At 36.1% G+C, this 12,794-nt stretch carries 11 protein-coding genes; 5 read left to right on the top strand and 6 right to left on the bottom strand.

The features are described 5' to 3' along the window. Positions 1 to 8 precede the first annotated feature (8 nt). From H7R46_RS18295 to tviB, 6 genes are all read right to left on the bottom strand, one after another. Positions 9 to 1,172: a nucleotide sugar dehydrogenase gene (locus H7R46_RS18295; protein ID WP_032052785.1), complete on the bottom strand. Its 1,164-nt coding sequence runs from the start codon at positions 1,170 to 1,172 to the stop codon at positions 9 to 11. 52 nt (positions 1,173 to 1,224) lie between these two features. Next, a complete protein-coding gene (locus tag H7R46_RS18300) occupies positions 1,225 to 2,616 on the bottom strand; it encodes an oligosaccharide flippase family protein (protein ID WP_032052786.1) in 1,392 nt (463 codons plus the stop codon). Then, positions 2,613 to 3,761, bottom strand: coding sequence for a TDP-N-acetylfucosamine:lipid II N-acetylfucosaminyltransferase (locus tag H7R46_RS18305; RefSeq protein ID WP_050675392.1), 1,149 nt, complete (start codon positions 3,759 to 3,761; stop codon positions 2,613 to 2,615). The genes H7R46_RS18300 and H7R46_RS18305 overlap by 4 nt, the downstream gene beginning before the upstream one ends. Positions 3,762 to 3,807: 46 nt before the next feature. Continuing rightward, complete coding sequence (locus H7R46_RS18310; RefSeq protein WP_032052788.1) at positions 3,808 to 4,437, bottom strand: acetyltransferase; 630 nt, start codon at positions 4,435 to 4,437, stop codon at positions 3,808 to 3,810. A gap of 8 nt (positions 4,438 to 4,445) precedes the next feature. Continuing rightward, a complete protein-coding gene (locus H7R46_RS18315) occupies positions 4,446 to 5,549 on the bottom strand; it encodes a DegT/DnrJ/EryC1/StrS family aminotransferase (protein WP_050675393.1) in 1,104 nt (367 codons plus the stop codon). A gap of 197 nt (positions 5,550 to 5,746) precedes the next feature. Next, on the bottom strand, positions 5,747 to 7,021 hold the full coding sequence (gene tviB, locus H7R46_RS18320; RefSeq protein WP_032052790.1) for a Vi polysaccharide biosynthesis UDP-N-acetylglucosamine C-6 dehydrogenase TviB: 1,275 nt from the start codon (positions 7,019 to 7,021) through the stop codon (positions 5,747 to 5,749). 355 nt (positions 7,022 to 7,376) lie between these two features. Between tviB and H7R46_RS18325 the strand changes: the two genes are divergently transcribed. The 5 genes from H7R46_RS18325 to H7R46_RS18345 all read left to right on the top strand — a co-directional run bounded on the left by H7R46_RS18325 (position 7,377) and on the right by H7R46_RS18345 (position 12,774). After that, positions 7,377 to 8,477: a polysaccharide biosynthesis/export family protein gene (locus H7R46_RS18325; RefSeq protein ID WP_044425153.1), complete on the top strand. Its 1,101-nt coding sequence runs from the start codon at positions 7,377 to 7,379 to the stop codon at positions 8,475 to 8,477. A 4-nt stretch (positions 8,478 to 8,481) separates the two neighbouring features. Next, positions 8,482 to 8,910, top strand: coding sequence for a low molecular weight protein-tyrosine-phosphatase (locus H7R46_RS18330; RefSeq protein ID WP_032012578.1), 429 nt, complete (start codon positions 8,482 to 8,484; stop codon positions 8,908 to 8,910). 18 nt (positions 8,911 to 8,928) lie between these two features. Beyond that, positions 8,929 to 11,112, top strand: a complete 2,184-nt coding sequence (locus H7R46_RS18335; protein ID WP_086260830.1) for a polysaccharide biosynthesis tyrosine autokinase — start codon at positions 8,929 to 8,931, stop codon at positions 11,110 to 11,112. 191 nt (positions 11,113 to 11,303) lie between these two features. After that, positions 11,304 to 12,029: an FKBP-type peptidyl-prolyl cis-trans isomerase gene (locus H7R46_RS18340; RefSeq protein WP_009387700.1), complete on the top strand. Its 726-nt coding sequence runs from the start codon at positions 11,304 to 11,306 to the stop codon at positions 12,027 to 12,029. 49 nt (positions 12,030 to 12,078) lie between these two features. After that, a complete protein-coding gene (locus H7R46_RS18345) occupies positions 12,079 to 12,774 on the top strand; it encodes an FKBP-type peptidyl-prolyl cis-trans isomerase (RefSeq protein WP_017400304.1) in 696 nt (231 codons plus the stop codon). The last annotated feature ends 20 nt before the right edge of the window (positions 12,775 to 12,794 follow it).

A 12,794-nucleotide genomic window follows, 5' to 3' on the forward strand; every position in this document is an offset into this window, starting at 1 on the left:
AAGTATAATTAATTTTCACCAAATAAATCACGAGTATAAACTTTGTCAATGACGTCTTCGAGTTCACTCACCATACGGTTTGCAATAATCACATCCGACTCTTGCTTAAAGCTATCAAAATCGCTCAACACACGTGAGTTAAAAAATGTTGACTCATTTAAACTTGGCTCAAACACGACGACTTCAACACCTTTGGCTTTAAGGCGCTTCATCACACCTTGAATCGCAGATTGTCTAAAGTTATCTGAACCCTGTTTCATTACTAAACGATACACACCAACCACTTTGGGTTTTCTTGCCAAAATTTGCTCGGCAATAAAATCTTTTCGTGTTGTATTTGACTGTATAATTGCTCCGATCAAATTTTGCGGGACATCTTGATAATTGGCTAGCAATTGCTTTGTGTCTTTTGGTAAACAGTATCCACCATAGCCAAACGATGGATTGTTATAATGCGCCCCAATACGTGGATCTAATCCTACAGCCTGAATAATATCTTTTGAGTTTAGTCCACGTGATGCACAATATGAGTCTAATTCATTAAAATAGGCAACACGCATTGCCAAATAAGTATTTGAGAAAAGCTTTACAGCTTCAGCTTCCGTTGCATCCATTTGTAGTACATCTACATCAGGTCTTAAACTAGCATTTTTAAATAATTGTCCAACTAATGCACCAACTTCCGAGGTATTACCCACCACGATCCTTGACGGATACAAGTTGTCGTATAATGCCTTGCCTTCACGTAAAAATTCCGGAGAAAAAACAACTTTCAATGCTGAAAAAGTCTCCTTCATACGCTCAGTAAAACCGACAGGAATTGTAGACTTCACCACAATAATCGCATCGCTTTTTAGTTGGTTTAAATCTTCAAGCACAGATTCAATCGAACTCGTATCGAAATAATTGCTTGCTTCATCGTAATTGGTCGGTGTAGCAATAATAATGACTTCCGCATCCACATATGCAGAATGTTTATCTAATGTTGCTTTAAAGTTTGAATTATCAATCAAATATTCTTGAATAAGGTCATCATGAATAGGAGATATGCCTTGATTAAGTTTATCAATTTTTGTGGCATCAATATCGAGGGCCGTCACTTCATGCTGTTTAGAAAACAGCATCGCATTCGATAAGCCCACGTAACCTGTACCAACTACTGTTATTTTCATATAAAACCTATTAAAACCATGATAAGTACATTACAAAAATTTTATGAAAAAATTAATGAACACTATAAGCTTTCCGCGCCTTCAAAATAGCCCTTACCACAAATGTAAAAATTAAAATCCAAATGCCATTAAGATAAAATGAAAATTTACCTTGTGATAATGAAGTAAATACTGCAAGAGAAACCACTAATGTTGTCCATACATAGAGCTTAAGACGTGGAAGTGGTTTCCATACCCGTATTGAGAACTCTGTCCTCAAGATAAAGAAAACAAAAAATGCAATACTTGTACTTATTGCAGCACCTATCGCCCCATAATGTGGAATAAACTGGTAGTTACAAAATAAATTTACACCCAATGCGACCAATGCAGCTAACATAGCGTAGCCTGTTTTACGCATAACACTAATTCCGATAACGGTAGTTTCAGATAGTGTATAAAGTAATGGAGCACCCAAACATGAAACAACAATATATTTCACAGCGGAATATTGTTTTGGTAAAATATAATCAAGTATCCAAGACAACATGCCAGCAGCAGAAAACATAAAAATGACTGCCAACAGAATATATTCTGTAACTTTATTAACTTTTTCTATATTTTCATTATCACGCACCCATTTATAAACGATAGGTGCCCATACTGTAGAAAAAATACTTTGCAAAATGGTTGCCGCCGAGGCAAAACTAACAGCAACAGAATAAATACCTAACTCTGTATATGTAGAATATTTTTTTAAAAAAATCTTATCCATTGCCGTCAACCCCCAGAATGCAACACTTCCTAAAATTAGAGGCATCCCAAAGATCAGCATTTCTCTGACCTTGTTAAAATTAATTTGGCATGTAAATGCCATAAGCCATTCTTTGTATGTATTAATAGTTAGAATAATTAAAACCAAAACAATGGATAGTGTATTTGCCAACACCAACTCCATTAGATTAAATCTTGGGTAAAATAAAATATAAAATCCAATAATTACCAAAAATAATAGTTTTGGCAAAACCTGACTCATTGAATAGGCTAAACCCTTTTCTTGCATTCGAAGAATCAAAGATAAAAAGCGAGATACAAATGAACTAATGATACATACCAGTACTAACCAGCTCAAAACTGCACTCTTCACTTCAAAAAGAAGACTAGAAATCAGTGTTGGAAAAATAAGAAATACAATACTTATCAAAAAAAGCAAACTCAAACCAGGAAGCAATGCAAATTTAAATAAAGCAGGTGTATCATCAACCTCATGAAACTCTCGCACATAAGCCTGATCAAGTCCTAAACTAAATAATAGTACGCAAAAACTGATCATCACCTGAAGCATAGAAATCCGACCTATATCTTCTGGTGTAAAATACCAAACCGTAATAGGTAATGTGATAAACCCTAGCGCCGCAGCTCCTAAAGGACCAATAGCAAATTGAGCTATTTTTTTTATGTTCATGACTTAGAGCTCAAGGCTGTAGCAATAAGGCTCTTTGTCATATCCGTAACAACTTGCTCTGACCATATTGACATGAGTACTTTTCTATTTATATGGATATCCTCAACTGACAATCCTTCGGATAGCAAACTCTTATCCTCCTCTAAAGTTTGAATAGAAAAAAGAATCGCCCCATGATTTTTTAAGAACGTATAAACAGGATTTTCTTCTCTCAAAAACACTTTAGCACCTAAATAAAGCATAATTAAGATATTACCTAAAGCTTGCTGACGAACATGATTCATGATCACAAAACCACAGTTTATGAGAATACCGACATATTGTTGTATTGGCATATAATCAACAACTGGCAAAAACTTATCACCAAAAATTTCACGACCTGTTTCTATTATTATTTGTTGATAAGAATTCTCTCCATAACTAAGTGGGCAGACAATTTTTCCATTTGGGTTTATTTTTTCATAATTTCTGACTAGCTTAAATGCTTCTAAATGATTGTTTGTATAAGTTGCACTATTACCAACTAATAAATCTTTGTTTTGAACAATCTTGTCCTCATACCCTTTAATGTAATTAGCTTCCAAACTCCCATAATTAAATGGAATATATTTCGGAAAATTAAACAGATTTTTTAAATTGTTTTTTACTATATAATATTCCGACTCTAAAACTGGAGAAAAATAATTAATCCGTTGCATTACTTTTGTTTTTTTTGGCAACAACAATGTCCTAACTCTTCTTTTTAAACTATGAAAAAGCCTCTTAATAAAAAATATATTTATTCTATTTTTTGGAACTAGTTTAATCGTATCCTTCAATAGAAGTTGCTTAGGAATAAGATCATAATAATCGAACCCCCAACCTAGCCAAACAATAGGGATGTTATCAGGTACAGACAAAAGGAATGTATACCAAACATCGACCAATGCATGAACTACTATAAGATCATAATCATTAGGATTAACCTTATTAATAATAGGGTCTTTTTTATTTACAACACTACAAGGGCTTTTTACAAATTTTAATTCTCCCTGACCATATACAAATAAAGAAGTACTCTCAGGTGCAACTTTTTCAAAGCTTTGTATACCAATATCTACAAACTTATCATCCAAAGATAAATGAAGTATTTTTATACCAACCATTACTAACTATCTCGAAATTTTGTGCTTATGAAGCTATAACTGAAGATCATTCTATTATTCTTAATAGCCTTGCAGGATTACCAGCCATCATTTGTGCATCTAGCACATGTTTAGTAACAACAGCTCCCATCCCCACCATTGCACCATCTGCAATACGTATTTTTTCTCGCACAGTAGCATTTGCCCCAATTTCAACCATGTTACCAATAGTCACATCACCAGAAATTGAAGTATTTGGTGCTATTGTCACAAAGTCACCTAAGGTTACCCCATGCGATAGAACAGCATTCGTATTCACTATACAATGCCGCCCTACTTGCACATCAACAGTTAATATACTCCCAGCACAAATCATCACGCCTTCTTGAATATTAATATTATCACCAACAATAGCTGTAGGATCGATTAATGTTGCAAAAAAAAAGCCTGTATTAGTGAAATATGTTTCTAAGATCTTTTTCCTTGCTCTTGGTGAACCAATTGCAATAATAAATTCACAGTCACTATATTGCTGACAAGTATCTAAAAAACCTAACACTGGGAGATTAGAAATTAAAGTACCTTGCTTTTCAGGAGTATTATCTAAAAACCCTTTAACTAGGCGGCCACATCTTTTTGCTAACCATGCAACCTCTTTTCCATGACCACCAGCACCAATAATCACAATCTCTTTCATATTGAACCTTATTTTATGCTTTTTATTACATTAGCAATATACTCACAAACCTCAGGTTGAAGATGCGGGTACATAGGCAAACATAAAACCTTATCAGATAACTCTTTTGCGATTGGTGTTTCTGCGTAATAAGCCTGATAAACTGGAAACTCACTAATCAACGGATAAAAATATTTTCGAGCATAGATATTATTCTCTTTTAATTTTTCACAAAGTGCATCTCTATCTAGAGCAAAACCATCTTCTACAATAATCGGAAAATATGCATAGTTATCTTCATCAACCGATGGTCTCTCTAAACATTTAATTCCCTCTACACCATCCAATAAAGATCGGTATAGCTCATATACTGTTTTTCTAGCGGTCAATGTTTCTTTTAATGATTTTAACTGTAACAAACCTAAAGCAGAATGAATTTCACTTAACTTCCCATTCAGTCCAACACTATCAACTACTGTTTCATTGACAATACCAAAGTTTTTTAGCTGATCAATTTTTACTTTAGTTTCTAAGTCATGACAAATAATGGCACCACCTTCAAAGGTATTAAACACTTTTGTTGCATGGAAACTAACGACACTTAAGTCACCATAACTCAACACACTTTTACCATGTGCTTTAACACCAAAAGCATGAGCAGCATCGTAAATGAGTTTTAATTGATACTTTTCTGCAATCGCTTGTAAACCATACACATCACATGGAATACCATAACAATGAACTGGTAAAATTGCTGCCGTTTTTTCAGTAATAGCTCGCTCTACGTTTTTAGGGTCTAAATTTGATGTTATCGGATTAATATCAACAAATACAGGGGTATAGTTATTCCATACAATAGAATGTGCTGTTGCAACAAAGCTATAAGGCGTAGTAATAATCTCACCACCTTTAGGCAATCCCAAACTTTGAATTGCTGCCATTAAAGCAATAGTTCCATTATTAAACAATGAAACATATTCTACACCTAAAAACTTACTCAGCTCTTGCTCAAGGCGCTGATGAACTGGACCACCATTTGTTAATATCTTGTTGTCCCATATTTCTTTTAAATACGGAATAAAATCATCCAATTCTGGCAAAACTGGTTGTGTTACATAAATCGGGGTTTTCATACAGATGTTTCACCAATTATATTATTAAATACGGATTTACTCGAAGGAATAATTTAAATCTAGAACTACTTCAATAACTAGCCACATCCTTTTTATTTGTGACATTATTAGACATCCTCTCAGTATGTATTTTCAGAAATGCCACTGCTTTTTGATAGAAAATAATATTTTATCTGTTATTGTGTGCCAAATGCCCGTCACAACCGAATATTACTCTTACCTTTATCTAAAACATATTTCAAATCATATAGCACGTGCTTCTCTTTACCTAAAGCATGAAACTCTTCCACACTCATAGATTTAAATTGGTTATGTGCTACAGCAATAACGATCGCATCATACAAGCCTTGTTGCAGTTCTTTAATTGGTCCTAAACCATATTCGTGTTGTACTTCTGTATCATCTACCCAAGGGTCATAGATGTCTAAGTCTAAATCATACTCTTTAAGGGCTTTAATAAAGTCGACAATTTTTGTATTACGGATATCTGGACAGTTTTCTTTAAAGCTAAGCCCCATCACCAAAATGCGTGCCCCAACAACTTGGATACGTTGCTTCACCATTTCTTTAATGAGCTGAGTTGCTACATATTCACCCATACGATCATTTAAACGACGGGCAGCCAAAATAATTTCTGGATGTAACCCAATCGATTGAGCTTTATGGGTCAGATAATATGGATCTACACCAATACAGTGCCCACCGACTAATCCTGGACGATAAGGTAAAAAGTTCCACTTCGTACCTGCCGCCTTGAGCACATCTTCCGTATCGATATTTAATTTATTAAAAATAAGCGCTAATTCATTAATCAGAGCAATATTTACATCACGCTGGGTGTTTTCAATGACCTTAGCAGCTTCTGCCACCTTAATACTAGGTGCTTTATGTGTCCCCGCTTCAATAATCAAGTTATAAACGTCATCAACATAATCCGCCACTTCAGGGGTTGAACCTGAGGTGATTTTTAAAATATTAGTTACACGGTGCTGTTTGTCACCAGGATTGATACGCTCGGGGCTATAACCTGAAAAAAAGTCTTGGTTAAATTTTAAACCTGAAACTTTTTCTAAAACAGGAATACATACTTCTTCTGTTGCACCCGGATACACAGTAGATTCATATACGACTATGTCACCCTTTTTAAGCACCTGACCAATACTGGTCGATGCTTTAATTAAAGGTGTTAAATCTGGTTGTTTAAAGTCATCAATTGGTGTTGGAACAGTCACAATAAAAAAATTACAACCTTTTAAATCATTAAGGTCAGCACTATAAGTCAATTGAACTGCTTGCTTCAGCTCCTCTGAAGAGACTTCTAAGGTATGATCTTGACCACTCTTAAGCTCATCTATACGTTTTTGATAGATATCAAAACCGACAACAGATACTTTTTTCCCAAACTCAACTGCCAACGGCAGGCCAACATAGCCTAACCCAATAATTGCTATTTTTAAATTGGCAATTTGCATACAAACGAGCCTTTTCCTTAGAGTTTATATCTAATAAATCATGCTTTTGGCACTAACTGTGCTGCGTACTATATCAGATTTTCATTTACCGCCGTATGCCAATTGTATAAATGTGTTTACAACATTTATAAACAACCTTTTCCCTCTTAGCCAAAATTATACAATTTTAATATTTCTGCACTGTGACTACTGCTTAAAAGCCCGCCCCAGATAAACTAAACATACAAAGCCCTGTGATTTTTTCGGTGTTTTTTCATTCCTTTTCAGCTAGAATCATTTCAGCCTGCGTTTAATAGACACTTGTCACTAAGCAGTAGCCAATATCAATTAAAGATAAATACACAAAGGGTTGCGTGTGAAGTATTGCCAGTTTTTTTCTGTTCTTGCCTTAAGTTTGAGTGCCGCTAGCTGTGCAGTCACTTCAGGTTTACAAACTTACGATATTCCAAATGAAGGTGTTTATAGAACCGACCTTGGAACTACGGTTAATGTTGTTAAAATTTCTCAAGAAACACTACCAGCCATCCAGCCCGCTCAAATTGATTACCAACGTGATTATTCAAAATTATTTAAAAATCAGCAGTCTATTTACCGCCTAAGCCCTGGAGATGTTCTTTCTATTCAACTTTGGGCTTATCCTGAAATTACCCCACCTGTAAATAACATTAGTAATGAGCAATCAATTCAAGCCAATGGCTATCCAATTGATCAAAACGGTTACATCCAATTTCCTCTAGTGGGGCGTTATAAAGCTGCTGGTAAGTCACTCGCTCAAGTCAACCGTGAACTTCGTAGTCAACTTTCTCGCTTCTTAAAAAACCCTGATGTGATAGTTCGCGTATTGTCTTATGAGGGTCAACGCTTCTCTGTGCAAGGCAGTGTCACTAAAGGTGGTCAGTTTTATTTAAGTGATCAACCAGTAAGTGTCTATTCAGCTCTTGGTATGGCGGGTGGTGTCACCACTACAGGTGATAACACTTATATTCAACTGATTCGTAATGGTCAAACATACAACCTAAACACAATTGATTTAGAAAAAGCTGGCTATTCATTACATAAACTCTTGATTCAACCCAATGACACGATTTATGTGAGCACACGCGAAAACCAGAAAATCTATGTCATGGGTGAGTCAGGTAAAAACCAAGCGTTACCTATGCGCGATCAGGGCATGACCTTAACCGATGCTTTAGGTGAAAGTTTAGGGATTAACCCGAACTCGGCAAGTGCCAGTCGTATTTATGTGGTACGTACAAACCCAAATGATCACACAACAGAAATTTATCATTTAAATTTAATGAGTATTGGTGACTTTGGTTTAGCCAATCAGTTTAGACTACGTAGTAATGATATTGTCTATGTTGATGCGACTGGCTTAACTCGCTGGCAGCGTGTGATTAACCAGATTATTCCATTCTCAAATGCTTTATATAATATAGACCGCTTGGGCCAATAATATTATGCAAATTAAAAATATTTTGGTTGTTTGCATTGGAAATATCTGCCGTAGCCCTATGGCAGAATATTTTTTAAAACAGAAATATCCCCAATTAAATATTGAGTCTGCTGGCATTTCAGGGCTCGTGGGGCATAAGGCAGACAATAAAGCACAACTTTGTATGCAGCGCTTAGGTATCGACATGCAACCACATGTGGCACGTAAGCTTAGCGCTGAACATATTAAAAAAGCCGACCTTATTTTGGTCATGAGTAACAACCAGCAAAAGCATATTGAGCAAGCTTGGCCCTTTGCAAAAGGTAAAACCTACCGCTTAGGGCATTGGCAAAACAAAAACGTGCCAGACCCATATCAGCACGATCAAGCTGTTTTTGATGAAACCTGCCAACTCATACAGCAATGTGTTGCTGACTGGAAACCTTATATTTAACGCCAAGATTTTAAGCTTATGAACCAAAATACAAACATTGAAGATACAATTGATTTAAAAGAATTGTTTTTTTCACTCATTGCTCAATGGAAGCTGATCGCGCTCTGTATTATTTTGAGCCTTGTATGCGCCCTGCTCTATTTACGTGTAACACCAGATACCTATTCGGTTGATGCTTTGGTTCAGGTGGAAGATAGTAAAGGGGCCTCTGCAGCACTTTTAGGCGATTTGTCACAAATGATTGAGCAAAAATCGCCTGCTCAAGCAGAAATTGAAATTTTAAAATCACGTCTGGTTTTGGGCTCTGTAATTAAAGAGCTACATCTGAATATACAAGTTTCCAGTACAGAAGATACGCTCACTCACCGATTATTAAGCGACACGGAATATAAAACCGAGTACACAAAAAAATCGGTTTTATTTCAAGATGACCTTAAAAGTTTTGAAGTGCGTGAATTTGAAGTTCCGAATTATTATCTAGACAAAAACTTACTTCTTAATTTTGATAAACAATCTTTAACTTTAACTGACCCAGAAACTGAAGAGGTAATATTAACAGTTCCGTTGAACCGGGCTAACCATGTTACTGGGCCACATGGACTCTGGAAGGTTGCAATTTTTACCAAAGATCAACTCGATGCGACCTATAATATTACTAATTTGTCCTTACCTGCTGCTGTAAATGCACTTAGCGTAAATTATTCTGTCGCAGAACGTGGCAAACTTACAGGTGTTTTAGGTCTAAATTATCAAGGCCAAGATAAAGAACATATTACTAAAGTTTTAAATGCAATTTTAGCAACTTATAGTGCACAAAATATTGAACGCCGTTCGGCTGAGTCTGCTCAAACTTTAAAGTTTTTGGATGAACAATTACCAGACCTTAAAAAACAACTGGATGATGCAGAACGTCAATTTAATAAGTTCCGTCAACAATACAACACAGTTGATGTCACTAAAGAGTCTGAGTTGTACTTAACTCAAAGTATTACTTTAGAGACCAAAAAGGCTGAGCTTGAGCAAAAGCAAGCTGAGATGGCGGCAAAATATACTGCTGAACACCCTGCAATGCGTGAAATTAATGGACAGCTCGCTGCTATTAATAAACAAATTGGTGAGTTAAATAGCACCTTAAAACAACTACCTGATGTGCAACGTCAATATTTACAATTATATCGTGAGGTAGAGGTAAAAACACAGCTCTACACAGCGCTTCTCAACTCGTACCAACAACTTCGTATCGCCAAAGCAGGTGAAATAGGCAACGTACGTATTGTTGACACTGCAGTCGAGCCAGTTAAGCCAATTAAACCAAGAAAACTGTTAGTTCTTATTTTATCTTTATTTGTGGGCGGTTTTATTGGAACACTAGTCGCCCTACTACGTAATATGTTACGTACAGGCATTAAAGATTCTGGGCAAATTGAAAATGAGTTGGATTTACCAGTCTATGCAACCGTACCACGTTCTCCAATTCAAGAAAGTCGTATCAAGATTTTAAAGAAAAAGAAGAGTATTCCTATTCTTGCAGTTAAAAATAGTGATGATATTGCAATTGAAAGCTTACGTAGTATCCGCACCGCGATTCACTTTGCATTAGCAAATGCAAAAAACAATATCATTATGATTGCTGGCCCTTCACCAGAAGTTGGTAAATCGTTTATTTCAACCAACCTTGCAACTATTTTTGCTCAAAGCGACAAGCGTGTATTACTCATTGATGCCGATATGCGCCGTGGTTATATGCATAAATACTTCGATGTAGATGTTAAGCCAGGTCTTTCTGAGTTATTGAGTGGACAAGCTGATCTACAAAAAGTTTTGCATAAAACTCAAGTTGCTAACCTTGATGTGATTACTCGCGGTAAGAGTCCAACAAATCCTTCAGAGATTTTAAGCTCTAACCAATTTAAAGAACTACTTGAACAACTACAAAGTCAGTATGACCACATCATTATCGATACTCCACCAGTACTTGCAGTAACCGATGGTATTATTATTTCGCAATATACTGGTGTGAACTTAATTGTTGCGCGTTATGCTAAGTCGCAAATGAAAGAACTTGAATTAACGCTTAATCGCTTTGAACAAGCAGGTGTTAAAGTCAACGGCTTTATCCTTAACGATATTCAACGTGCGAGCGCGGGTTATGGTTATGGCTATAACTATGCCTATGCTTATAAAGCACAAAAAGAAGATTAACCGAAAAGTGATAAGAGAACCGGATCAAATGATCCGGTTTTTTTATTTAAGATTTTTTAAGTTTATTCCAACTAAAACTAACTAAAATATATAAAAAACCACTCGTTTTTTTTCTTAAACATTCTATGCTTAAGCATGCTAAGATCAAAAGCAGCTTTTTTAGACTCAAATGATTATTTTTGGAACCTTTTATGAGTAAAGCCTTACCCATTGCTGTCGCTGTAGTTTTAGGCGGTGCTGCACTTGTACCAGTTTATTATGCAAGCCAACATCCGACCACAGAAGTCGGAAGCAAAGCAAATAAAAATGCCTCTCCAATTGAAAAAATCAGTTATGTTCTTGGGTACGAAGTTGCTCAGCAAACTCCACCTGAACTTGACACAAAATCATTTGTGAAAGGGATTCATGATGCTCGTAATAAGCAACCAAGTGCTTATACTCAAGAAGAGTTAAAAGCTGCTGTTGCTGCTTATGAAAAAGAATTGCAGCAAAAAATGCAACAACAAGATAAACCACAGCAAGCCGCTGGTGCAGCGTCTGAATCTGCAGATGTTCAATTCCTTGCAGAAAATAAAACAAAAGCTGGTGTAAAAACTACAGCGTCTGGTTTGCAATACATCATTACTAAAGAAGGCACAGGTAAACAACCAACTGCGCAGTCTATGGTTAAAGTACATTACGAAGGCCGATTAATTAATGGTCAAGTATTTGATAGTTCGTATAAGCGCGGTGAGCCTGTTGAGTTTCCTCTCAATCAGGTTATTCCAGGCTGGACTGAAGGACTTCAGCTCATGAAAGAAGGTGGTAAAGCGACGTTCTTCATTCCATCTAATCTTGCTTATGGTCCTCAGGAACTTCCTGGTATTCCAGCAAACAGTACGCTGATTTTTGATGTAGAACTCATTTCAGTGAAATAAAAACATTCAGGAGAGTAAAACAGTACTCTCCTTTTTTTTGGAAAACGGCATGAAAAAAATTGGTTTAATTATTGCAACATCAACGATAAGTTTATCTGTTTTTGCTGCTGCACCTATTACAAATAAAAGCCCGGCGAAAGAACAATTTAGCTATAGCTATGGCTATTTAATGGGCCGTAATAATACTGATGCTTTAACAGATCTAAATCTTGATATTTTTTATCAGGGTTTACAAGAAGGTGCTCAGAACAAAACCGCACGCTTAACTGACGAAGAAATGGCGAAAGCGATTAATGATTATAAAAAAACTTTAGAAGCTAAGCAGCTTGTTGAATTTCAAAAAATAGGACAACAAAATGCTCAAGCAGGTGCTGCATTTCTTGCTGATAATGCAAAAAAATCGGGCGTAATCACGACTAAATCAGGCCTCCAATACCAAGTATTAAAAGAAGGTACAGGTAAAAAACCGAAAGCTGTATCACGTGTTAAAGTGAATTATGAAGGTCGTTTACTCGACGGAACTGTATTTGACAGCTCAATCGCACGTAATCATCCAGTTGAATTTCAGCTTAGCCAAGTGATTGCAGGCTGGACTGAAGGTCTACAAACCATGAAAGAAGGCGGTAAAACTCGTTTCTTTATCCCTGCAAATCTCGCTTACGGTGAAGTCGGTGCAGGTGACACGATTGGTCCAAATAGCACTTTAATTTTCGATATCGAATTGCTACAAGTTTTGCCAAAATAAATGTATTAGTATAAAAAAAG

The organism is Acinetobacter sp. BEC1-S18-ESBL-01, from assembly GCF_014169935.1.
GTDB lineage: Bacteria > Pseudomonadota > Gammaproteobacteria > Pseudomonadales > Moraxellaceae > Acinetobacter > Acinetobacter pittii.